Source organism: Ignisphaera sp. (assembly GCA_038831005.1).
Taxonomy (GTDB): Archaea; Thermoproteota; Thermoprotei_A; order Sulfolobales; family Ignisphaeraceae; genus Ignisphaera.
Genome location: JAWBKZ010000004.1, coordinates 254,914 through 280,167, shown reverse-complemented (window position 1 = coordinate 280,167; position 25,254 = coordinate 254,914). Strand labels below are relative to the sequence as shown.

22 protein-coding genes and 3 tRNA genes are annotated in these 25,254 nt (G+C 37.1%); 4 read left to right on the top strand and 21 right to left on the bottom strand.

Features of this window, described 5'->3' with window-relative positions:
- Positions 1–437: 437 nt before the first annotated feature.
- The gene (locus QXK50_06380) at positions 438–773 is read right to left on the bottom strand and encodes a hypothetical protein (protein MEM2008777.1); all 336 of its coding nucleotides are present in this window, start codon (positions 771–773) and stop codon (positions 438–440) included.
- A gap of 115 nt (positions 774–888) precedes the next feature.
- Positions 889–2,292: a glycosyltransferase 87 family protein gene (locus tag QXK50_06375; protein MEM2008776.1), complete on the bottom strand. Its 1,404-nt coding sequence runs from the start codon at positions 2,290–2,292 to the stop codon at positions 889–891.
- Positions 2,293–2,416: 124 nt separating this feature from the next.
- Between QXK50_06375 and thiI the strand changes: the two genes are divergently transcribed.
- On the top strand, positions 2,417–3,661 hold the full coding sequence (thiI, locus tag QXK50_06370) for a tRNA uracil 4-sulfurtransferase ThiI (GenBank protein ID MEM2008775.1): 1,245 nt from the start codon (positions 2,417–2,419) through the stop codon (positions 3,659–3,661).
- On the opposite strand, the gene QXK50_06365 is transcribed toward thiI, so the two are convergent.
- Positions 3,658–3,915, bottom strand: a complete 258-nt coding sequence (locus QXK50_06365) for a hypothetical protein (protein MEM2008774.1) — start codon at positions 3,913–3,915, stop codon at positions 3,658–3,660. The genes thiI and QXK50_06365 overlap by 4 nt on opposite strands.
- A gap of 430 nt (positions 3,916–4,345) precedes the next feature.
- Between QXK50_06365 and QXK50_06360 the strand changes: the two genes are divergently transcribed.
- The 3 genes from QXK50_06360 (at position 4,346) to QXK50_06350 (ending at position 5,088) form a co-directional block, all read left to right on the top strand.
- A tRNA-Met gene (locus tag QXK50_06360) sits at positions 4,346–4,436 on the top strand.
- 75 nt (positions 4,437–4,511) lie between these two features.
- On the top strand, positions 4,512–4,976 hold the full coding sequence (locus QXK50_06355) for a hypothetical protein (protein ID MEM2008773.1): 465 nt from the start codon (positions 4,512–4,514) through the stop codon (positions 4,974–4,976).
- Between the two features lie 35 nt (positions 4,977–5,011).
- Positions 5,012–5,088 (top strand) — tRNA-Pro (locus tag QXK50_06350).
- Between the two features lie 488 nt (positions 5,089–5,576).
- Here QXK50_06350 and QXK50_06345 read toward each other — a convergent pair.
- The 18 genes from QXK50_06345 to QXK50_06260 form a co-directional block, all read right to left on the bottom strand.
- Entirely contained in the window at positions 5,577–6,233 is a 657-nt protein-coding gene (locus QXK50_06345) for a DUF3786 domain-containing protein (GenBank protein MEM2008772.1), read from the bottom strand.
- A 130-nt stretch (positions 6,234–6,363) separates the two neighbouring features.
- Positions 6,364–7,056, bottom strand: a complete 693-nt coding sequence (locus QXK50_06340) for a transmembrane electron transporter (protein MEM2008771.1) — start codon at positions 7,054–7,056, stop codon at positions 6,364–6,366.
- A 368-nt stretch (positions 7,057–7,424) separates the two neighbouring features.
- The gene (locus QXK50_06335) at positions 7,425–8,327 is read right to left on the bottom strand and encodes an ABC transporter permease (GenBank protein ID MEM2008770.1); all 903 of its coding nucleotides are present in this window, start codon (positions 8,325–8,327) and stop codon (positions 7,425–7,427) included.
- Positions 8,328–8,330: 3 nt separating this feature from the next.
- Complete coding sequence (locus tag QXK50_06330) at positions 8,331–9,386, bottom strand: ABC transporter permease (protein ID MEM2008769.1); 1,056 nt, start codon at positions 9,384–9,386, stop codon at positions 8,331–8,333.
- Positions 9,387–9,604: 218 nt separating this feature from the next.
- Positions 9,605–11,875 carry an ABC transporter substrate-binding protein gene (locus QXK50_06325; protein ID MEM2008768.1) on the bottom strand — a complete coding sequence of 757 codons (2,271 nt, stop codon included), beginning with the start codon at positions 11,873–11,875 and terminating at the stop codon, positions 9,605–9,607.
- 231 nt (positions 11,876–12,106) lie between these two features.
- Positions 12,107–13,558: an extracellular solute-binding protein gene (locus QXK50_06320; protein ID MEM2008767.1), complete on the bottom strand. Its 1,452-nt coding sequence runs from the start codon at positions 13,556–13,558 to the stop codon at positions 12,107–12,109.
- Positions 13,559–13,670: 112 nt separating this feature from the next.
- On the bottom strand, positions 13,671–14,432 hold the full coding sequence (locus QXK50_06315) for a hypothetical protein (protein ID MEM2008766.1): 762 nt from the start codon (positions 14,430–14,432) through the stop codon (positions 13,671–13,673).
- 333 nt (positions 14,433–14,765) lie between these two features.
- A complete protein-coding gene (locus QXK50_06310) occupies positions 14,766–15,566 on the bottom strand; it encodes an ABC transporter ATP-binding protein (protein ID MEM2008765.1) in 801 nt (266 codons plus the stop codon).
- Positions 15,567–15,572: 6 nt separating this feature from the next.
- Positions 15,573–16,580: an ABC transporter ATP-binding protein gene (locus tag QXK50_06305; GenBank protein ID MEM2008764.1), complete on the bottom strand. Its 1,008-nt coding sequence runs from the start codon at positions 16,578–16,580 to the stop codon at positions 15,573–15,575.
- Between the two features lie 849 nt (positions 16,581–17,429).
- Positions 17,430–17,517, bottom strand: a tRNA-Ser gene (locus tag QXK50_06300).
- Positions 17,518–17,652: 135 nt separating this feature from the next.
- A complete protein-coding gene (gene rpsJ, locus QXK50_06295) occupies positions 17,653–17,967 on the bottom strand; it encodes a 30S ribosomal protein S10 (GenBank protein MEM2008763.1) in 315 nt (104 codons plus the stop codon).
- Positions 17,968–18,009: 42 nt separating this feature from the next.
- Positions 18,010–19,356: a translation elongation factor EF-1 subunit alpha gene (gene tuf / locus QXK50_06290; GenBank protein MEM2008762.1), complete on the bottom strand. Its 1,347-nt coding sequence runs from the start codon at positions 19,354–19,356 to the stop codon at positions 18,010–18,012.
- A 122-nt stretch (positions 19,357–19,478) separates the two neighbouring features.
- Complete coding sequence (locus QXK50_06285; protein MEM2008761.1) at positions 19,479–20,096, bottom strand: 30S ribosomal protein S7; 618 nt, start codon at positions 20,094–20,096, stop codon at positions 19,479–19,481.
- A gap of 7 nt (positions 20,097–20,103) precedes the next feature.
- Positions 20,104–20,547 carry a 30S ribosomal protein S12 gene (locus tag QXK50_06280; protein MEM2008760.1) on the bottom strand — a complete coding sequence of 148 codons (444 nt, stop codon included), beginning with the start codon at positions 20,545–20,547 and terminating at the stop codon, positions 20,104–20,106.
- A gap of 57 nt (positions 20,548–20,604) precedes the next feature.
- On the bottom strand, positions 20,605–21,066 hold the full coding sequence (locus QXK50_06275; protein ID MEM2008759.1) for a NusA-like transcription termination signal-binding factor: 462 nt from the start codon (positions 21,064–21,066) through the stop codon (positions 20,605–20,607).
- A 4-nt stretch (positions 21,067–21,070) separates the two neighbouring features.
- Positions 21,071–21,379, bottom strand: a complete 309-nt coding sequence (locus tag QXK50_06270) for a 50S ribosomal protein L30e (protein ID MEM2008758.1) — start codon at positions 21,377–21,379, stop codon at positions 21,071–21,073.
- A 36-nt stretch (positions 21,380–21,415) separates the two neighbouring features.
- Complete coding sequence (gene rpoA2 / locus QXK50_06265; GenBank protein ID MEM2008757.1) at positions 21,416–22,606, bottom strand: DNA-directed RNA polymerase subunit A''; 1,191 nt, start codon at positions 22,604–22,606, stop codon at positions 21,416–21,418.
- Positions 22,594–25,251 carry a DNA-directed RNA polymerase subunit A' gene (locus QXK50_06260; GenBank protein MEM2008756.1) on the bottom strand — a complete coding sequence of 886 codons (2,658 nt, stop codon included), beginning with the start codon at positions 25,249–25,251 and terminating at the stop codon, positions 22,594–22,596. Before QXK50_06260 ends, rpoA2 begins: the two co-directional genes overlap by 13 nt.
- Positions 25,252–25,254 lie beyond the last annotated feature (3 nt).

Sequence of the window (25,254 nt, the reverse complement as noted above, 5' to 3'; positions counted from 1 at the left end):
TAGTGTATACCTACCATCACTACCCCTAAATACTTTAACAGATGTACATAAAGTTGATTGAACACACTTCTAATCTCTATCGATAACTTAGTCATTTATTTCTAAAACTATCTACACAATAATGATCTATATTCATTTCTAGAAGATTCTACAGGACTCCCACTTCACTCAGATACAAATATACTAGATCGAAATTGTATAAGCTTTTACTTCAATAGATACGTATTAACATAACGTCTACTCTTATTAGCTATTTAACATCAGCATAACTACTGAATATAGATTGATTGGGTAGTAAATGATCTAATTTAATGGCTGTAAAGATGGATACCATAACCACTTAGTGGTCTTCAGCCTATATCAACTTGGATTAACAGCACTATATAGGAATCATGATACATCATAACAAGAGATACATGTTGATTCCAATAGTCGTTTCATTCGAATTCAGTCCAGCTATAGTTGCATCGACCACACTTGTATACCTTCTCTATTGTGTCTGAACTTTCTGCTGATGCTCTATGTCTTCTCCAATAGTATACTCCTCTGTTATGGCAACGAGGACACACAATTTTATCGTCATGTATAGCAGAAAGAGGTATGCCTATGTTATCGACATCCACCTTCTTCTCATGAACTTTACTTAGTAATGTAGATCTTTTTAGGTATTGTATCTCTGTGGAATTCAGTTCAGCAGTATATCTACACTTAGGACAAAAGAAAGAGTTTTTTCTAACAATCATTGTTGATCCACACTTTGGACAGAAGTACATCTGTTTTCCCTTTTTATTCTCTACTGAAATAATATTGCTCTAGAAGGTTATTAAATCTTTTGATGATATATACCCTTAGTGTGTAGTGATCTTTGATGCCCTATATGGGTAGAACCTATAAGTATTCTTTTATCCAATTTATGAGCGTGACTAATAATATGGTTAAAAGTATTTGTGTTGACATTAATGATGCTACCACTATGGCTGATCTATGTATGTATAATACCCTAAAGATAGGTACTTCTGAAACGAAATCTGTTGGTGTATAAATAAAGCTAGCCATATAGGCTAGAACGCTTTGAAGTACTGAAGCTATATAGAATATGTAGTAGTTTATTGATTGAGCTATTAGGGCACGTGCATTCCAGTAAGCTAGATCCTCCACTATAAACATAGGTGCATTTACTGCTGCTGGTGGTATGTAAAGCATAAAAGCATAAGTTAATGCACCTACGAGACCTATCGTTGCTGTCAACCTGTATAGAGTAGTTATGTGTTCTCTTTTGAGAGCTAGTAGTGCTGTAGGTACAAACCACACCATGTAGTTTAGATTACCTATTTTATTCATGGTTATATAGAGTAGAAGTAGTATCGATATATAGATGGGTAGAAGCTTACAGGAGGTCTCTATACCATGCTTCTTTATCTGTGAATAGAATAGCGTGAATAAGAGTATATAGCATATAGAGAAGAAGAAAAGCCATAGATTATCTATATAATGTTGTACAGAAGATATGTTATTTCCTAATATTATTGATGGTATTGCCCAAAACGTTAGATCTTGTGGTGCTCTTGATGAATGGAATAGAAGAACATGGTCTATAAACTCTCTAGGAGTTGAGATAAAGAACGGTAAGATTATGCCTCCTGTAAGGGCTAGGTAAATGAAGAGAAACCTATATACATTCTTAGCACCTCCTCTAAGCTTTAGAACCAAGAGATAGAATGGCAGTAATATAACAGCAATATGTTTAACTAATGTGGCTAACCCTAATGCTACTGCAGATATATCTATTCTATCCTTTAGAAACATGTAGACTGATACAAAAATCATGCATGCAACTATAACATCAAACTGTAAAGCAAATAGAATCTGTAGAAAAGGTATAGATATAAGCCATATTAACCCGATGTCCTTGCCCTTCAACTTAGTCATGATCTTATAGATCACTAATCCAGGTATAAGTACTAAAAACAACTTCAATATCAATGGTCTAAAGAGTGCCGGTAACAACAATGCTATAGCGTATATTGACACAAATATCAGAAAGGCTAGTGGTGGATAAGGAACCTTGCAATCAGGTAATCTGCATAGCCTATACAGGTTTAGGAGACCTGTTAGATGATGCTCTTCAACTATTTTATACCACTTTATCCACCACATAACATCATAATAGTTCCATCCAATAAATAGGGCTGAAAGAACGAGAATTGGTATTAACACACCAGCTACTCTGTATATCTTTTGTGAAGGAAATATTGATTCTCTATAACTATTATAAGTACATTGGTAAGTCACTATACAGACCCCTACAACAGCTACCGAACCCTTTACACAGAGTGGTATAGTGATACACGTAATATAAAAAACTTATTCAGTTTGAGTAAAATCTAATCACAGATTACACTGGTGAATAATCTTTATGAAAGAGAGATGGCTTGTACTCATCAGGATTGGTGAAGTATCTCTAAAAGGTGCATTAAGTAGAAAAAGAATGGAGAAACGATTGTCTAAGAATATAGAAGATGCGCTTGCAACAAATAACATCATGGCTTCTGTCCATGTATCTCGAGGCAGATTGTGGTTATGTTGTTTTAATGATGAAGAAGAGTCTCTAGCTGCGTCAAAGATTTTGGCATATGTGATGGGTGTTGTAAGTTCTTCTCCTGTATTTAAAGTATCTTTTAATTCATTTAATGAGCTTGTTGATAAAGCATTGAATTTCTTTAGGAATAGAATACAGGGTAAAGTATTTGCTGTTAGAGCTAGAAGAGTAGGTCAACATAATTTCACAAGCAAAGACGTTGAGAAATCCCTGGGATATATGCTTCTTCAAGCTGGTGGAGCTAAGGTTAATCTCGAGAACCCAGAATACACAGCATACGTAGAGATAAGGGGAAATAGTGCCTATCTGTATGATAAAGTAATCCATGGACCAGGAGGTTTACCTATAGGTGTTGAAGGTAAAGTGCTCTCTCTTTTCTCAGGAGGTATAGATTCTCCTGTAGCTACATGGTATGCTCTTAAACGTGGTTGTGAAGTAGATCTAGTTCTATTCAATATAGGCGGAGAGAGACATGTATGGAGCGTGAGTATGGTTGCTAAGGTTTTAGCGGATGGATGGATGTATGGGTATAGACCGAAAATGCATATCATCGATATACGTCCATTTATAGCCACTATAGCTCTCAGTGTGCCCGAAGAGTATATCGTAGTGATTCTTAGACGAACTATGAACAGAATAGCAGAGAGATTAGCAAAACATGTAAACGCTTTAGCGCTAGTTACTGGTGAAAGTCTTGGCCAAGTAGCTTCACAAACACTAAACAACATATATGTTATAGAGGAAGCTATTAGAATACCTATTCTAAGACCTTTAATAGGTATGGATAAAGATGAGATAACATTTATTGCTAGAAGAATAGGAACCTACGAGTACTCCATAAAGATTGAAGAATATTGCACATTAGGTGCTAGAAGGATTACTCCTCGAGCTAATCTAGACAAAGTTAAAGAGTATGAAGCTAGAGTTGGTATCTCTGAATTCGATATCGATAAGGTTATTGACGAAGCGACAACTATTGATCTTAGATCTATAGATATCAGAGATATCCAGATGAAACTCGATTCCTTGGGTCTTAGCGATATCTATAGATGTAGTGTTTAGCACTTTAACATTTCTTCAGCTACCTGCGTAAACGATTTACTACTTTTATCTGAATGTTCTTTAATCTTTCTGTACAACTCTAAATGATTCTTGTCTTTCTGTCTAACAAAGAAAGTTATATGGTTTACAAGATGTTTAACATCGTTGAATTCTTTACCACATGCAAAACATCTCCAGCATAGTGTTGTAGATATAGACTTAGTGTCAGGTATGTTTGGACTCTCTGTTTTAGCTATCGAAGAAGCTACAGGCACTGAAATAGAAGATCCTGATCTTGAAGCTATATAGTGCCAAAGCTTGTAGGGATCTTCACCACACAGTTTCGCAATAGATCTGACAACCTCTATCGTAAACGGCGCTCTAGCGTCTTGTACTATCTGTATAAACTTGGTTATGCATTCACTCGTAAATGTTCACCAAATAAGATTATATCTCTTAGTAACTTAAAAATAGGTTAGGCATACCGAAAATAAACCAAAGATGTGATGAATGTGGCGGCCATAGCTGAGACATGATGATGCTTAGAAGGGCTGATTCTAGAACAGATATACCATGTACTTCAGAATAGTGCTAGGGGTCCTTAATCAGCATTTTATTTAGTATCTTAAATAAAGGTATGGACCAAAGTTTGCAAAAAATAGATGAAGCTTATAAACTTACCTATAGCAATAATTATTAGCGTTAGCCGCCGTAGCTCAGCCTGGTTAGAGCGCCGGACTCATAAGCCTTTACCTGGGAGATCCGGTGGTCGCGGGTTCAAGTCCCGCCGGCGGCACTAATTTCTATGTCTTTTTTAGGCTTCTAACTCATATATTTATCAATAACATAGTGATTAACGTGGTAGATAGGGATGTTTGTCACTTTAGAAGATCTAGCCATATGTGTGTACTCTCTATGCGAAGATAATTTTTCCTCAATCAAGGAATACATAGACTGTATTCCTGAGTCTCTCTATACACTTCACAATATAGCTGATGTTATTGGCATAAAGATTAGGTTTTCAACTGTTTCGGCGCTAAGAGAATACGTAAAACCTATCACGAACTTAAGAGAACAGGAAATAGACCAGATATTGACATACATGAAAAACATTATCAAAGGAAGAGACGTAATTCAATCATCAAAATCAATACTAAAGATACTCCTTGGTAGAGAAATAGATATTGATAGAAACGAGCAAGATATAATAGAGATAACAATATCCGCACTATATACATCATTAATAAACACCATAGATTTTCCTCAAACTTACAGTACATTCATAGAACAACAACCAATTGAAACAATCTCATCGACTGCCACCACAATAACTTAAAAAATACACAAAATAATGCTTTCTCAGATTAAACTGGGGCCGTAGTTTAGCTTGGTAGAATGCGGGGCTTGGGCCCCCGTGGTCCGGGGTTCAAATCCCCGCGGCCCCACCAAAGATTTTACGAAAATATTCAGAACCTTAATTGGATGATATTTCCTCAATAGTATTTCATGCTGTTTAACTGTACTATGAGAAGAGATTTTGTATTTAGGTTCATACCCTCTTCCAGAAACAATAATTCTATTACTAAGATTGTGTCTAAATATCATTCCATAGTGAATCTATGTCGCAGATCTCTATAGTTCTCCCTACATACCTATATCATACTATTTCCACATTTTCCTACTGTTCCTCTACTTTATCAGTACCATAATAACTCTATACTCTATTGAAGCTATTCTCTTATGGTTTATATACTTCATCTCTACATATCCTGTAGATGAAGGCAGTGAAGGATGTAGCTGTTTCTGAGGTATTAGGTGCTGAGGCTGTATATTTCAACTGCTTTATTTGTTCTTCAGAATTAAAGCTAAGAACTGGGATAAAGTTACAAAGACTTTACTTGAGGTATTTTTGGTCTATTCCATGATTATTTATAATCTATTCAGAACATTGATATCTATAGCTATACTCTACACCTTGTACATATACGTTAAGGTTCTTCACTGAAGAGATTATTAGTCTTGTAAGCGTTACTCCAGCCATAATTGATGATGCTTCACAATCTAGATAATGTGTTACTGATTTATCATAGAGTATCGAGACAGAGGGTGGTATTTCTTCTTCACCTAACCATACACTTATCACTATAGGAACCTTAGGCAGTATGTAGATTTTTACTGCTTCGTCTCCTATATCGATTTTCTCGTAACCAAAGGCTTCTGCCGCTTTATAGAGCAAACCTTGTTTGTATCCGAAAACTTTCTCAAATGCATTCATGTTTTGTTTAACCATAGGGCAATGGAGAGCTGGACATATTTGTGATAACGTTACATATTCTCCTATCTCTTCGATTTCTTTATCCGTTTGAGAATATCTATAGAGGATGAAGTAGAGACCATATCTCTCTCTTTCACTTAAGAATCTGGCTAGAATCTCGTCATAGACTTCACCACTCTCTACATCAACTCTGAGCCTGAAAAACCTTAACTCTCTGTCTTTCTCAAACCCTAGTCTTCCAGGAAGAGTACTTATAGCCTGTTTAACCCTATCCCAACTCCATACCTCTTTCCACCAAGCACTAACACCTAGACTCAAAACGCTTCACCACTCTAATGTAACATATATATTGAACAAAGTTTAGCAACTTATAGCTTTATCTATACTCTATACAGCTGATAAATATCAATGCTATCCGAAAGCTTATTGGAATTAGCTATGGTATAAATCAAAGTATCGGCAAACCCAATATAATCAGTATCGCCACCAAAATCATTAGGATTCCTCCTAAGATTTTGACTAGTTTCTGGTGTCTTAGAATTAATTCATATACATTCTTAATCTTGGTTAAACCTATTACTGCCAACGATATCAGTAGTAATGGTGAAACAAATACTGTTGTATAAAGTGCTGCTAATGGTATCCATGCACTAAACCCTAAATCTCTTGTAACTATGTTGAATGCTAAAACCATTCCAGCACTACAAGGCAATATAGTAAAGGAGGCCAAAAATCCTATAACAGCTACACTGAAAATATTCAAAGTCCTTAATCTCAGATCAAATCTATTTATGAATCTACACAGAGGCCTATCTTCTCTACAGATATCTTCTACATTATTTCTCTCGAGTAATAAAGTATATAGGATTAAAGCTAATGCGTATAGAATTAGAACAAACGATAAAATTGATCGCGAAGGCGATACAATATTTAAAACAAACCTTAGTATAGCATTAAATACTAGATACCCAATGTATACCGACAATATGAATGATGATGATATTTTCATTACATGACGAATATCTGTAGCAGAAACTGTTAATAGAGAAACGTACAGAACATATATACACGGATCAATAGAATCTATTATTGCTCCCATTATTATAAACCATATCAACGATGTTGGGTCTTGATATATCACTAAGATACACCTTGATACAAACACGAGGTTGTTCTAAAATAAATCTTATTGACTAATATATTTGTATAATTAATAGAATAATTAACCCAGTTCTTGTTGATAGTAATTTCACTGATGATTTCATATAATTAAATTCATCTAATACAGTTTTGCTAAACGACAAAAATAATTAGTTATTCTATTTCTTGGCAACTTCCTTGAGGATTGCATGCTCTATGGCAAAACCTATAACCAATTTCAATACTGATAAATTAACATTAATATCCTTGGCTTTTACTTTTACTGCATTGAATGTTAATTTCATTATATCTTAAAGATACATTGAAAGTAAAGATGTTACCGTGAATACTATAGAAAAAATATCTTGATTAGATTTCTCTTAATCTTGGATTGAATAGTTGTTCAAGCCCTACTGAAATCATCTGTAACGATACCATTAGTATAATCATTGCTATACCTGCTGGAAGAAATAACCACCACGTACCTTTTATATATGCTTGATATGTGCCGGCCCAGAACAAGATCATTCCTAAAGATACATATCTAGTCATTCCTACACCAATTATAGCTAAGCCCGCTTCGCCACCAATACCTGTTGCCATCAATCCTGCAAATGATGAAACTATAAATGCTCCAACTTGTGGAAGTAGATCTTCAAATGCTATCCTTAGATCTCCGTATCCCGCCATTCTTGATAATGCTACAAATTCTCTTTCTCTTAAGCTCTGGAACTGGGCTCTAACAGCTCTTGCAAACCATGGCCAAGAGAATATACCTAGTAGCAATCCCATGAATTCTGGTCCTCGTTGTTCCGCTGGTGTTATTGATGCTATGAGCAAAGCTACTAACCACGATGGTATAGCCAGTACAAGATTTGTTAAACCCATTAATGTCTCATCTAGCACTCCCCCCTTTATCCCTGCAGTCACTCCTATTACTAATCCTATTATTGTAGATATTATCGCTGTTAGAAATCCAACATATAGCGACATCCGTATACCATGTAGGAATTGTGCAAATACATCTCTACCACCTCTGTCTGTTCCCAGAGGAAATTCTAGAGATGGAGGCAAGTCTGGAGGATATTCAGCAAATGCTAGAGGATCTCTCGGATATAGTAATGATCCTACCAAACCCATCAACAGTAGAACTAGGAACATAACTAGACCTATCATAAATCGTCTATTCTTAAACAATGTATACAACAATACTGATTCTTTAAATTTCGAGATAAGAAACTTGTGATGATTCGCTGAAACCCTTACACCCATTGCTTATCCACCCCCAATTCTTATTCTAGGGTCTATTAACATGTATATGAAGTCCACCAAGAAATTGGCTAGATATGTTACAGCTATTGTTATAACGAATATTCCTTGAATCAGTGGATAATCTATTTGCCCTATTGCTTGCTGTAGATAGTAACCCATACCTGGATATGAAAATACTGCTTCTACAAGTGCTTGTCCAGATATAGCTGCTCCAATAGATAAGGCTAGACCTGTTACTTGGGGTAGAAGTGAATTTTTAAATGCATATCCATATACTATACTATCCTTTGCCCCCAAACTCTCGCTATAGTGTATGTAATCTGATCCTAGTTCAGCTGAGATAATTATCCTCATGCTACTCATCCATCTAGCCATACTGATTATGAATATCGCTAGAAACGGTAACGTGTAATGCCATAGGAAGTCTACAATAAATGTCAACGTAGGCGAGGGCGTAATACCTGCAGATATGCCTCCATATGCTGGAAACAATCTAACGGCATAAGCAAATCCGAACAGTAGCAACATGCCTAGCCAGTATTGAGGTACATAAGATACTATAAAGGAATATCCAACCATTGTTCTCTCGAACATAGAACCTCTTTTGTAGCCTGCATATCCACCCAGTATGTTGCCTACGATCCATGACACTAATGTTGAAGGTATCATAAGAGCTAGTGTCCATGGTAGAGCCATCATTATGATATCGGTAACCCTCATCGGGAAAAATGCTATAGATACTCCAAAGTCGCCTCTAAATGCGCCCAGCAAGAATATCATGAATTGTTCATACACAGGTTTATCAAATGGGAAATACTCTAGAACTTGTTGATACACCTCAGGAATAAGTTCGGGATTCCATATGTATGCTGATATGATCCTTTGAAGTAACCCGGCAAAAGGATTTGCGGGTATTACCCTAGGCAGTATGAATACTAACATAAGTGCTAATATGTATACAACAATGAACATTGCCATTTTGTACACTATGTATATGGTCATCGGACCTGTTAATATTTTTACTAGAGACTTCTGCTTAATAGTGTTTCCTCTACCCAAAATTATTACCTCAATTTCAAAGGATTCATAGCTTATAACTGTTAACAGAATTTTTAAACTTTATCTAGACCGCTAGTTATAATTGATACATAATGTGCAATATACTATAACAAAAACAGACAATTATGTAGCAGCTATCAATTATGTAAGTTGAAATAAAAAATATTAGAAAATATGAAATATTATATAGATTTAAAGTATCTGTCTATTACTTACTTTTACTTTCTCTTCACTAGATATCCGACTGCCAATCCTACTACTAACATTACTACTGCTAATACTATTGTTAGAGACCAATCAGTTTGAGTTACAGTCTCTACAACAGTAGATATAGAGGCTGGTTGAGTTACTATAGAAGTTGAAGTTATTGTCACAGTTGATATAACCTTAACTGTGGTAGTTACGACTTCAGAGATAACAGTAGTAGGCGTTGGAGTAGGACTAGGCGTTGGAGTAGGACTAGGCGTTGGAGTAGGACTAGGCGTTGGAGTAGGACTAGGCGTTGGAGTAGGACTAGGCGTTGGAGTAGGACTAGGCGTTGGAGTAGGACTAGGCGTTGGAGTAGTAGTAGCTACTGGAGGCTTTGCTTCCCACTTTATGAATTCTGCATCATATATACATTTAGCTTGTGATGCGAAGAGATCGTACCATCCATGTATTGAGGCTCCTCCTTCAGATACATGCTTTAGGAACCATGGAGTTGCACGCTGTTGTCCCTTAGGTCTGATCAGGAAGTACCATGGAGTTGCGCCCCACCATGACATAACGAATTGTTCTTCTGGTGGACTTTCAGCATTGGGGAATCCTTCCCAATACTTGGTGTTGTAAGCATACCATACAGGGTTGTGGAATACCGGTACTGCAGGTAGTTTCTCGAATACAATTCTTTCCTGGAAAGTCCATACGACTCTCTTCAATCTTTCTGGAAATAGATAGTTGGAATTCATTTCATTTATGAATGACGTCACTTCATCATCTGTATAGCTACTCCATAGAGCCCATTGTTTGTAGTTAGCATATTCGAACATGTTACCATATAGATCTGTGAATGGTGTAGCTGTACCTATAGCTCCTCCAACACCCCAGCCTATTGTTGCATCAAATTCTCCTCTTCTGATGTTCTGGTCCCATACCCTATAATCTAGGGTATCAACTATAACACTCATGCCTATCTGTTTAAGTGCGTTAGCTATAAGTTGTGCAGCCACAACATGTGTTGTCCATGCTGCTGGCACACTTATTGTGAATTTTAGTGAAGTTCCATCAGGAAGTTCTCTGATGCCATCACCATCATTGTCCACTATGCCTGCAGCATTGAGTATCTCGATAGCCTTTGTTATGTTTTGCTGAGGTCTGCACGTCTCAGTACCCCAATACGTTCTACAAGCATCTTTATTCACGAAATCTTTCAGATGCGGATACATATCAGCTAATCCAGTCATAGATGGCTGTACTGATAACCCTAGTAGTGCATATTGTATTATCTGGTTCCAAGGCATTGTCCATGCAATAGCTCTTCTAACAGCTATGTCTTGGAAGTAGGGTCTTGCGAAATTGAAGTGAAGCCAGCTAGCACCTCCTTGTAGGAAGTATGGTGTATCTTTGTACCATGTGCCAAGTCCTGCTCTAATTATATCTGCGGGATTTGGTATATACCCAGAGTAGAAGTCTACTTCTCCATTTATTAAAGCCATAACAGCTTGTTGCGCATCTCTAAAGTAGACAAATGTTATATATTTTGGTGCAGGAAGACCGAAAATATTCTTACCCCACCAATCATCTATTCTCTCGTATACTATCTGTACAGAGTCATAGTAGTATAGCTTGTAGGGTCCTGAAACAACCTGCTTCTTTGGATCATCATTACGCCACTGTGTCTTTATAGCATCACCCATACTATCCACTAAAGGTTTTAGAACATGATATGGTATAGGTCTTCCGTACATAATTCCTCCTTGTACTACAGATCTTATGTCTTCTCTTTTTGGCAAATCTTGACCAGGTCTTCTACCTATGTAATAGTCTACTGTTTTTTCATCCACTTTAGCATAGTTGTATAAGAACCAATCACCCCACCAACCTCCACCAATTGTTCTACTCAAGTTGAAACTACCTATTATATCGTCAACAGTTAGAGGTGTTCCATCACTCCATCTTGCTTCATCCCATAGTCTTATCCTGCCAACAATCTCGTCTCCTCGTAACTCAAGGCTCTTAGTTAATATGAACGTCCAGCGCAGGTTATAACCATTGAGTGCGGAATAGGGTAAGAATAGCAAATGTCTAGCATTATCTTCAATACCTATTGCTCCAGTTGCTAAAGGATTCCAGTTTAATGTTGGAGTTGTACCTGAATAAGCTATAATAAGGGTTTGTTGTCTTGGTGTTGTCGCTTGTGCTTTTGTGGGAAGTGAAGCAAACACTGAGAGCGTTATTAATGCTGTTGTCAATATCGATAATATAACTACTTTATATTTAATCATATACATTTTGTACCCCAGAAAATATAATGTTGGGACAACATATTTATAAGTTTTAATGAGTTTAACTTTATTACTCAGTATGGACTGGACATCGCCAGATAAAATAACCTTAATCTTGAATTATTTTGTATATGTTACTATCATGTGGAACACTAATACTACAACAACATTTTGGACACTTAAGATAAAAATAATTGATTTATGATTTACGAGATTGTGACACAAATATATAGGTGCTTACAGCTGTGCACCAAGTTCTAATGCTATCTGCTGGAGCTTAGCAAGCAATGCTTCTTTGAATGCAGCATATAATGCATGTTTTTGTAAAGAACCTGTTTTTAGTGCTTCTGCGAGTTGACTAGATACATCCATTGAAAATCTCGTCTTAGTATTTGTTAATGGATTTGTGAATTCAACTGGTTCTCCTACCCTACCTAGAAACTCGTAATATTTGTTTAAATCTATTTCACCTTTCTGGTATTTTTCGGCTAAGAACTTTATTATATTCCGTAAGAGTTTGTGTACATCGCTATCTTTGAATAATACTTCAGTATATACATCAGTGGCTTCCTGTAAATCAACCATAATCTTTTCATTGAATTCTAAGTATACGTTCTTTGTAGCCGGTTCTTGATATACTATGTATGTACTTGTATGATTCGTTGGAAGTACCGGAAATACTGATTGCCACCTCTTCATATATATTTCATTCTGTCCCTCGCTCAAAAGGTATCTTATGAGTCTGTACATACCTTCAGTAGCATCTTCATTTGCGGCTTTAGCGATACCTATTGGTGAAACCCTAATTGCTGTTGCTTCTTTTGGAAACACAAGTCTTAGATCCTTGGAATAGGGAAGCCCTAGTAAAGCTCTTTCTAGATCTAGTATTGTTAGTATCACTTTTTCGTACTGGTATATAACATCATCTCTAGCCTCAGGTAATGAACGTGCTAAATATGATGTGCCTGCGAGATACGTGATATATACCCAGCCTTTATTCCAGCCATATTTCTGTAAAAGTACATGAAATGCTGCCCTTATTGGGTCTCTATCAACTCCACCTATAACAGCTATATAACCATTGTTAAGTAAAACAGAAGCATATTTGGGATCTAATAACTCTTCCCATGATGAAGGAACTGGTACACCAAGTTCTTCAGCAGCTTTAGCATTAATAAACCAGTTGTTTACTGTTACAAAATCCGTTGCAATCCAACATAGCTTACCATCCGATGTATAGTCCTTGAATACTGCAGGTAGTTTTTTTGCAAGCTCAAGAATTGTGGGATCTTCAATTGGTTTAAATGCTCCTTGTTCACATAGCCATGTAGCATTATATCGAGCCATAGGTAGTGCCGTAAAACCAGATATGTTACCGCTTCTAGCTAATTCAACCCATCTTGTCAGATCATTCTCACGGATAAATTCTAAGGTCTTTATTCCTAATTCTTGAGTTGCGGGAGCTTTAACTAGAACTCCTCCAAGTCCTTGACCACTTACATAAAACATCCATTGCTTGAAATCATCTATATGCCACTGACTCCATGTAGTTGCTATCATGAGAGTGAAATTGCCTTTGGGTTTAACTGTAGGTAATGTGACGGGCGTCTGTATCGTGAAAAGTATGTATAGAAGAGAGCCGACAAGAACCACTATTATTGATATTGCTATCACAGTTTCTTTCTTCATTTCTAGCACACCTATCAATAGACAGTTTTCTTACCGGTTTAAAAAAATTGTTAGGATTATTTACGGTATATGAACATCTTGTATACAATGTATATAATAACCTTTTCATGATTTACCGTTTCTTCGTCTTAATTACTGGTGGCTCTATTCCATACGTTTTAGATGAAAACATAGCTATTACTAACGAAATCTGTATAAGCATTAGACCCGATACTATGGCTGCTACCGAGATCCATAGATCTCTTAGATCTACTCTTTCAACATAGTAAAGCGTATGATGATAGAATTCCTCTGGTGTAAAACTTATAGAGAGTGCAGGATTTGTGAGTTGGTCATAGTATATTCCACGCAATGCTAGATACTCTATATATGTATCGCTATTCGATAGCAGTTTAAGCAGATACTTACCCGATTCAAGTAATGCGCTCACAATATACTCTCCATCTACTACACTAGACCTATTCATAATGCCACCGGAACCTATAAGTTCACCACTATCTGCATCGTATGCCTGAATGGTTAATGATATAGCTGAGCCATCCAACGTTCTTCCTTTTATCTTTACTGTTATAAGGATATAACTTTTGTTAGTAATAGAGAATTGTTTTATATCCTCTAGTACTCCTCCTCTAGCAGTAAAATTATTCACCTCAAGTATAGTTTCTATACTAAGTCTTTGCTCGCCTGGAGGTGACAAAAGTATCTCTCCAAAGTATTTTCTGGGGATACTAACCACATAGGGTCTTTCTATAATCTTCACACCTCCAATAGCTATCATATAGATCCAGCCAGAAGTAAGCATTATTAGACCTATGGCTAGAACAATATATAACACCATAACCTTATTTAATTGCTTATATTTTCTCTTGGACATACATATGCCCGTTTGATCTATTTCAATATTTAGTTAAGATAATCTATCTGCTAGTTTATTAATGCATTTGTTCTAATATGTAGCTATGTAGCGTAGCTCTTAAGAGGCTCATACTAACGGTAAAACCAACATTAGATCGTAATTATGGATCATGCTAGACATAGAAACCATCTCGTAATCATGAATTCAGTTTAATAGTACAATAATTGAACAGTAATTGATCCTGTTCTTAGATATATGATGAGGTAAAAATAGCTCATAAATACATTGTTGTATAACCCATATTTCATAGTATTAATATATAGTCGCACGGAATGTAATTTGTTTTTAGTCTTACAGGCTCCACTTTCTGTATAGAGTTGGTACACTTGATATCAAGTTAATTGTGTACTCATGTTTCGGTTTCTTCAGTAGCTCGTCAGGTGTTCCTTCATCTACTATCTTGCCTTTGTGCATTACGAGGATTCTGTCAGATACATAGTATGCTAGACCAAGGTCGTGTGTAATGAATACAACTGATGTACCATAATCATCTCTCATGTTCATGAATAACTTTATTATAGCTCCTCTGATTGATGCATCGACCATAGATACAGGTTCATCTGCTAGTATGAGTTTAGGTCTTAGGAGCCAGCATCGTGCAATCATTATTCTTTGTCTCTGTCCTCCTGATAACTGGTGTGGATATTTGCCTAGAACCTCGTTTGGTTGTAGACCTACGTAAGTTAGAGCTTCATTCATCAGCTTTTCGCCTTCGGGCGATTTAGGATCTATATTCATTAATTTGAGCGCTTGGTTCAATATTCTATCTATTGTGTAGAATGGGTTGTAGCTTGAGTAAGGATCTTGGAATACTGCATGAACTTTTCTCCAGTAATCTACCACATCTTTACTTGACCTTAAGTCCTTCCAGATGTCTTTTCCACCAAAATATATGTTTCCTGATGTAGGTGGTAGCAACCTTAAGATCATCCTAGCTGTTGTGGTTTTTCCTGAACCGGATTCACCAACAAGTGAAACTATCTCTCCTTCTCTAATAGATAATGATACATTATCGACAGCAACAATATGTCTCTTCCTTACAAATCCTGACTCAAACACTTTAGTCAGATTTTTAACTTCAAGTAGCACCATAGTTTGTCACCTCTTCATATATAACCAACACGAAACATACCTGTTGGAATCAATAGCTATTAGAGGTGGCTCCTCTCTTCTACATACATCCATAGCAAATGGGCACCTGGGATGGAATCTACAGCCAGGTGGTGGATTAGCTAGATCTGGAGGTTGGCCCGGAATATACCTAAGACCTCTTCTCCTTACTTCTTCTTCTGGAGTTAAAACAGAGCCTATCAATCCTTCAGAATAGGGATGTAAAGGCTTAGAAACTATATCTTCCGTGGGACTGTCCTCAACTATTTTTCCAGCATACATAACAATCATTCTATTAGCTATCTGTCTCACTGTAGCAATATCGTGTGAAATAAATACTATGGTCTTTATGATCTCTTTCTCAAACACATCTTTGAATGTCTTTAAGACCATTTTCTGTGTAACTACATCTAATGCTGAAGTAGGCTCATCGACTAGCAGAATTCTTGGATTCAGAAGCGTTGATATAGCTATAACAGCTCTTTGCCTCATACCTCCAGAAAGCTCAAACGGGTACATATCTACAGCACGTTCAGGAAGACCCAACTCTTTAAATCTTCTCAATGTAAGTTCCACAACCTTGTCCATATCTATATCAGATATATGACTTCTGAGAACATCATAGACAATACGCTTAATCTTTAGCGTAGGCATGAGTGCATTTAAAGCCGATTGAGGAACTATAGCTATTTCGCGTCCCCATATCCTATTCTTTACCTCATCCTTGCCAAGCCTTTCTAGACTTATGGCACCTTTGGGTGTATAGAGTTTTACAGAACCTTCTACAAATCTTAGCGGAGGTCTGATATTCATCATTATCACGTTGGCCATCGTAGACTTACCACAACCCGATTCACCAACAACACCTACAACCTCTCTTTCATAAATCTTTAAAGAAACATCATCAACAGCCCTAATGATTCTTACACGAGGACCTATAACTTGTCTATAGTAGGCCTTTACATGATCCAATTCTAGTAAGAGTTTTGAATTCAATTGACGGCACCATCTTCTAGCAGTTTATAACTACTTTCACCACTTATTTAAAAGTTTAAAAATGTTGTTGCAGACACTAATATAACTATATTGTGGATATCCTGGTTTCACCTATCTTACAAACTGATCTTAGCTATATATTTAACATCTAAACCTTTGAGATCAGATACCTTTAATCGGTTTCACTACACTCTATATCTATATCTATTAAGTAAGAGTTAAGTATATCTTTTATCTTGGCTTTGACCGTTTACAACATGTACTTATTCTCACTTCCTTTTAAACACAAATACATACCTAGTGTCCTACTTAATGTAATTAGCAATATTATGACTAATATAAGTGTCTACACAGATATATAGTGATGGTCTAAATCATCGATATCAGAAGTTAAAGATTTGGAATAGATTTTCAATGCTACATCCAAATAATGTAATAGAACTACCACACTATAAGTAGACTGAGCACCCTATCTAACGCTTCTAGCTCAGACAGTATTATAAGACCTCTAGTTAGAAATTAACGGTTAACTAGCAATATTGATTAAAGTAATACATAACTATATAACCACATCAAATCTATTAGTTTTACAGCTACAAAACGATCATCATAATATAAATAGCTTGTGTTCCCATCGCTCACCTCTAAGACAATTAGGTATCAGGAAGCATCATCTGATCAATGCATATCCACTTGATACTCCATATAAACACGCTTTGTATTCTTAACATTCTTAGAGGTAACTAAGGTTCTAGGTAATGACATGTAGATCTCTCATACAATAGTATTTTGGATATAAGACATACCTCTAAACAAATTATTTATAATAACTGTGTTTGTTTATTTGTTTGGCGCCGGGGGCGGGATTTGAACCCGCGTGCGGATATCCCGCACCGGCTCTCCAGGCCGGCCCCTTAGACCGCTCGGGCACCCCGGCACGAATCAAAAGATTTGAAGGATATGACATCTGGGAAACATCTAGATGAAATAGATATTATTTCAATTCATTTCTATAGTCAGTTTGACACTAATTTATTTAAATACTTTATTGAGTACTTTTATTGTAGTTACATTATTTTCTTTTGATTTCAATCTCTATATAGACATTTTCTGGTACTCTGACTCTCATGATTTGTCTTATTACGTACTCATTTGCCTCTATATCTATTATGCGTTTATGTATTCTCATTTCCCATTTGTCCCAAACTTTTGTGCCTTCTCCATGTGGTAGTCTTGGTATTGGTATTGCTAATCTTTTTGTCGGTAATGGTATGGGACCTTTTAGTTTCACGCCAGCGCTTTTTGCTATATCGACTATCTGTGATACAACATAATTTAGGTTATCTACATTTGAACTCCAGAGTCTGATCCTTATCGTTGTTGACATTTCTTGTAACCTTAAGTAAAGTATGGGTATCTATGTAGATGATTATCCAGATTTTGCAGGTTTGATATCCATGACTATTCCTATACCAATTGTCTTACCCATATCTCTTAAAGCAAATCTCCCTAGTTGTGGAAATTCGCTATACTTCTCTATAACCATGGGTTTTATGGGTTTGAATCTAACTATAGCTATATCTCCCTGCTTGATGAACGGTGGATTCTTTTCCATTACCTGGCCTGTCCTTGGATCCAGTTTCGCCACTATCTCGGTTACTCTACATGCAATACTAGCTGTATGTGCATGTATAACTGGTGTATAGCCTGGGGCTATAGCAGATGGATGCCAAACAACCATAACTCTAGCTGTGAATTCTTCTACAACAGTAGGTGGATTTGTGGCATGTCCAACCACATCTCCTCTTTTGACTTGCTCTTTAGATATACCTCTGACGTTGAAACCTATATTGTCGCCAGGTAGTGCTTGTTCTATTCTCTGGTGATGCATCTCGATAGTCCTCACTTCGCCAACCACATTAGGAGGCATGAATATGACCCTATCGCCTACCTTTAGTACACCTGTTTCAACTCTTCCAACAGGTACAGTACCTACACCAGATATAGTGAATACCTCAGATATGGGTATCCTCAATGGTTTATCTATCGGTTTTGGTGGAGGCTTCACATTATCAAGTGCTTCATATAGTGTCAAACTACCATTTAAACCATATTTCTTCTTTAATTCCTCTATTTTCTGCTGATTCCACCAAGGCATATTCTGAGAGTACTTCGTAACACCATCTCCTACCCAAGCAGCTGTAGGTACTACTGTTATGGTATCAAGTCTATATCCGACAGCTTTAAGGAATTTTGTCAATATCTCTATTATTTCAATAAATCTTTTTTCTGAATAAGGTGGCTCTGTGGTATCCATCTTCGTTATAGCTATGATTAGGTTATCTATACCCATAGTTTTAGCGAGAAGTATGTGTTCTCTTGTCTGACCTTCGGGACTCATACCAGCCTCGAATTCGCCTTTCTTAGCCGATACTGCTAGTACAGCTACATCTGCTTGACTAGCACCAGTAATCATGTTCTTGATAAAGTCTCTGTGACCTGGTGCATCAATTATTGTATAGTATATATTGTTTGTCTCAAACTTTCTATAGGCCAAAGATATCGTTAAACCACGTTCTCTCTCCTCCTTAAGTCTATCAAGAAGCCAAGCATATTTCTCACTCTCTTTGCCAGCCTTAATAGCTGACTCTACCACTTCTTTCCATGTTTTCTCGTCTACAGCACCTGCTTCAACTAGTAGGCGTCCTACTAACGTACTTTTACCATGATCTACATGTCCTATGATTACAAGATTTAAATGTGGTTTCGAGCTCATAGGTTACACACTCAGTTATCTCTTGATTCTGCCTAAATTTGAATAAGGCTAGAACTTATAAATCTATGTAGCCTCACCAAATCGTAAATAAATTGGAAAGAACTCAGATAGTTGATCCATCTCTATCTAGAGCTTAAAGCTATACGCTCTATTTCCTCTTTCCTCTGAATGGCGTAGCTCTTGGTATCATAACTAGCTGCTGCCACTATCTCATCTGCTAGACATTCTTCGATAGGTTTAGAAGACCTAAATGAACATAAGTAAGCTCCTTCAGCTATATGCCTTAAAGCTAGATCTATTCTTCTCATCGGTGCAACATCAACAGCCACATGGTACACTATACCTCCATATATTATCCTTGTTGTTTCCTCTCTTGGAGCTGTATTCTCAATAGCTCGCACAAATACTTGCAAAGGATTTTCATTTGTTTTGAGGTTTACTATCTCAAAAGCCATTTTGACTATATTGTAAGCGAGATGCTTCTTACCAATATTCTTAGCCTTCCTCATCAGCTTATTTACCAGTCGTTCGACTATAGGTACTTCAGCTTTGCCAAATCTTCTTCTTGCATGACGCCCTCCTGTATGTGCAACTATTACAGGTTTTAGCGATATGTATTTCTTTAGACTTGGATCTGTCACAACAATATCTATGTAGCTCCATTTACCAAACAGCTTTAATGAACTTAAATCAGTTATTGGAAGTTCTTTTACTTGCTGAGTAGCTGACTCAGTAGACATATACACGTTACCTCAAAGGCTTCTGCTTTTTGCCCTTTAGTAACTCTGTTAAAGCTACACCATTAACTGCTATAACCTTGAACTTGACACCCGGTATATCACCCATTGATTTTCCTCTGCTTCCACCTATACCAACTATCAATACTTCGTCATGCTCATCAATGAAATTTAGTCCTCCATCGTATGGCACAAAAGCTGTAACAACCTTACTATTCTTAACTATTTGAACACGTACACACTTTCTAACACCTGCGTTTGGTTGTCTAGCTTCAACACCAACTTTTTCTAGAACTATTCCTCTAGCCATCGGAGCCCCCTCCAAAGGATTATATTTCTCTTTAAGTTTCAGTATCCTGATTCTGTAATCTCTTTGACTCCACCTGAACTTCTTTCTCTTGGCCACAAGCTTTCTAGCCGAATATATGCCAAGAGGTGCTTTACTTCCAGGCATTCTTTTTACCTCACAGGTTTTGCATAATTCTTAGTTTAAAACCATTCATAGAGGATATCACATTATCACTACATTGCCTATAGCGAAGTAACGATTAAGTAATACTCGTGCTTTAGTTACATTTCTACCGTTTTTACCTATAGCCAATCCTTTATCTTTCGGATCAACATACACGTACAACACCTTCTTATCTCTTCCATCTATGAGCTGAACTCTGTAAACTCTAGCTGGCATGAAGATATTTTTAACGAAATCCTTTAGATCCTCTGCCCATCCAACTACCTCTATGTCTCTTCCTATAACCTTACTGACATACTTGACATTACCACCTCTCCTACCTATGGCTTGCCCAAGTTTATCGCTATCTACAACAAATACCACTAGATTCAGATCCTCACTTACTATACAGTCTTTCGGTGTAACTCCTGTTATATCTTGAAATAGTGAAATATATCTTAATTCATCCATTGTTAGCTTTACATCCATTTTTGGTTTCACATCTGTTGCTTTCTGCACCATGGCTTCACCCACCTACATCCGATAGATTATTGAGCATTTCTGGTGGTACTTGACCTGTATCAATTATTCCTAAAACTGATACAGCAAATGGTTTTCCTATAACACTACCTAGTTCTTTATTGGTACCTGTAAACGATATGATGTTAACACTTGATAGTGATGCATAGTGCACTATATCAGATCTTATATCTTCTGGTGTGTTTGAGGTTATTACTACGTATCTTACTTTTCCAAGCTTTATCAGTTTTAATGTTTTTTTGAAGCCTATGACTATCTTCCCTGTTCTCACCACGAATTTTATTACGTTATCTATTGTCTGGTTTTGAACTGATATGTTTCTTCACCTTCTTCATATCTTTATATTTGGATTATAAACAAGTTTTATTCTAGCTGTTCCAACAGGTGCATAATTCCCGACTATAACGTTTTCTGCTACTCCCTCTAAATCATCGGTATCACCATGTACTGCCGCATCCACAAGTTGTTTAACGGTAATCTCGAATGATGCTCTAGCAAGAACACTCTCTTTAGTACCTGCTACACCATGTCTACCTATCTGCCTAATGGTGCCTGTTCTCGTCATCATATCTGCTAAAAGCATTATATGTCTTATATCTACCTCTAGACCCTGCTCCTCTAGAACATTCGCTATTTCCTCAATAAGTAACGATCTTGCCGCCTCTACCCCGAACACCTCTTCAACCTCCTTAATATTATTTGTTCTTATTCTACGATAATCTATTCCTTCAGTACTCATAAGTTCCTTCATGTTGCTACCTTCACAAACCAATACATATTCATTTCCTCTTTTCTGGATTATAACCTTATTTATGTTCTTTATACCTTTCAGCTTCACATTCAATATTCTATCCCTTATTTTTTCAACCTTCAAGGGATTGATGGGCTCCTCGAACCGTATCACTATATCATAGGGATTTTCATTGCTTACCAAAATCTCAGCCCTCTTAATATGTTTCTTCAAGGCTTGAGTCACTTCATCTATATCTAATCCTTTATCATTTAGCATCTCAGGATCTAAGCTAACTATCGCTGTATTTGTGGCCAAGTCTATGTCTATCTTTGATGCAACATTGATGAGCTTCGTTAGTTCGATTCTTCTAGCTAACTCTATAGCTTTATCTCTATCATATCTATAAGGTTCCTCTAGATAAACATAAGTTAGTGGCGTTGAAGGAACTTTTTTAGCATCTACTAATTCTATTAGTCTAGGCAGACCTAGAGTAACGTTAAGTTCTCTCACACCTGCATAGTGAAATGTTCTTAGAGTCATTTGCGTACTTGGTTCACCAATGCTTTGTGCTGCTACTATACCTACAGGTTCCCCGGGCTCTATGGCGTTATCGTTAAGCTCTTCCTCTAATCTATCGAGTATTTGGTTAACCTCATCTTCTGTCAATCTGTATCTAGTTAAATACGACACCATCTCATCTATGGTTTTCTTCGGAGCTTTATTCGCCAATCTTTTCTCTACAATCTCCTTAATGTGCATGATCTCTGCAGGGTTTTCTACGCTTTCCATTCTATCACCTTCTCAACAATCCTTTCTACATTTACAGACATTCCATGAGGTGCTTTCGATGGATCTGCCCTATCTTCACCATAGACAAACTGCACTATTGAGCCCCAAGAATCTCTAACTGTATAATCATATTCGACATAGAGATCCATAAGAGCGTTTATAAGCCTACGCTGCATATAACCGCTTTGAGATGTTCTTACAGCTGTATCAACTAAACCTTCTCTACCACCTGCTGCATGAATAAACATCTCAAGAGGTGAAAGACCGCTATAGAAGCTGTTCACAACATATCCTCTAGCAAGCGGTCCTATGTCATCTCTACCAAAATGCGATAGAGCTCTACCCATGTATCCTCTCCATATTCTTTCTCCTCGCACCGTCATTTGACCCAATGTTGCAGCCATCTGAGTCAAATTAAGTACATTTCCTCTAGCACCTGTTCTAGCCATTATGAATGCATAATTGAATGGATCTAAATATTTTACTGCAACCTCACCTGCTTTATCTCTGGCTTCAGCCAATACTTCAAGAATCTTTATCTCTAAACTTTCTTCAGAAGTTCTTCCAGGCACTATCTCTAGTTCTCCCTTTACATACTGTTCAACAAACTTACTGACCTTCCTAAATGCATCGGATATCATATCGTTTATTTCTTCTCTCGCTTTATCAGGTATAGCAACATCATCAAGTCTCAGCGTAAACCCTTTCTTCTCTAAGATACGTATGAATATCCTAAATACATGGTCTATGAATTTCGCGGCAAAATCAAGACCATACTCTTTTACAAGAAAATAGTACAGACTATCTTGCTGTTCAGCACCTATGCTCTTCTTATCTAGTACACCGAGAAGGAGTTTACCCTTTCTAACAACGACATAGGAGTCCCAGAAACATTCAACATCTTCACACTTTAGATGACCTGCCGAAATATTAGCTCTACCATGGAAATTGAAGTCATTTGGTAAGAACATACTTATGATCTGTTTACCTGTCCATAGTTCTTTTGGTGATAGTATTGCAGGTTCTGGGAATTCCTTAACAATACCGGCACTTGATAGAAGATCCATGATCTCTTCTCTACTCAATAACGTTGTTTTTACCGTAAGCAGATATGCACCACTTATGTAGTCTTGTAGAGCCCCTATAATTACACCTCCATATCTTGGTGTGAGTATGTTGTTTTGTACCTTGAGGAGTTCTCTAGCTTCTGCTCTTGCTTCTTCTGTCTGCGGTACATGTAGATTCATTTCATCTCCATCGAAATCCGCATTATACGGTGGACAAACAGATAGATGTAATCTGAATGTTCTTCCCGGTAGAACTTTTATTATGTGGCCCATAATAGACATTCTATGTAGAGATGGTTGTCTATTGAATAAAGCTATATCTCCATCCCTTACATGTCTCTCAACGATGTATCCTGGTGAAAGAGATTCTGCTAGACTTTTTCTATCTTTAACGTATCTGAGATCTATTCTTCTACCATCGGGTGTAACTACATAGTTTGCGCCAGGCCATTTATTCGGTCCATTTATTACACATTTCCTTAGCTCCTCCAAGTTCCATTCTGTAACCCTCTCTGGTACAGTTAACTTCATCGCTATATCTATTGGTACCCCAACCTCGTTCACACTAATGTATGGATCGGGGCTTATCACTGTTCTAGCTGAATAATCAACACGTTTTCCAGAGAGATTGCCCCTGAATCTACCTTCTTTACCTTTCAATCTCTGGGAAAGTGTTTTCAAAGGTCTACCAGATCTATGCTTAGCTGGCGGTAGTCCTGGAACTTCATTATCTAGATATGTCGTTACATGGTACTGCAGAAGCTCCCAAAGATCATCTATTATTATCTGTGGGGCTCCTGAAGCTATATGTTCCCTAAGTCTCTCATTAGTTCTAACAATATCGACAAGTTTATGTGTTAAGTCATCTTCAGACCTTATACCAGTTTCTATGAGTATAGAAGGTCTTATAGGTGTTGGTGGAACAGGTAAAGCTGTTAGAACCATCCACTCTGGTCGAGATTCTTGTGGATCATAGCCAAGAAGCTCCAGGTCTTCGTTAGGTATCCTCTCGAGTCTAGACCTAATCACCAGCGGATTCAATCGCGTCGAACCTTTAGCTTCTTCGTATTGCTCCTCAAATGTTGTAGGCTTCTCAAGCTTTATCTTTGGTTGTGTATGTCCACAATGAGGACATACAGTAGTTTTTATGGTTTTCTTCTTGATGAACTCAGAAAATCTCTTAGCCAGATAGGGATGTCTTTCTTTGAGTTTCTTGTAATACCTAAAGTATTTCTCCAGCTCGTTTGGAGGTATCTTGATTCGTCCACAGTTAACGCAAGTAGCTTTAAGCAAATCATGAATATGTTTGACATAGAGAACATTTATAACCGGTAAAGCAAGCTCTATATGACCAAAGTGACCTGGACATATCTTTATACTGTTACCGCATACAGGACATATATGGCCAGGATCAATTGCACCTAGATGGGGATCCATAACAGAACCTGAAACTGGTAACCCATCTTCATCATACGTTTCTGAAGATTTTATCTCGACAACAGACATTTTCCTGATTTCTTCTGGAGACAGTATGCCGAACTTAATGGCTGTTATTATCTTTTCTTCGTCTAGTGTCATCAA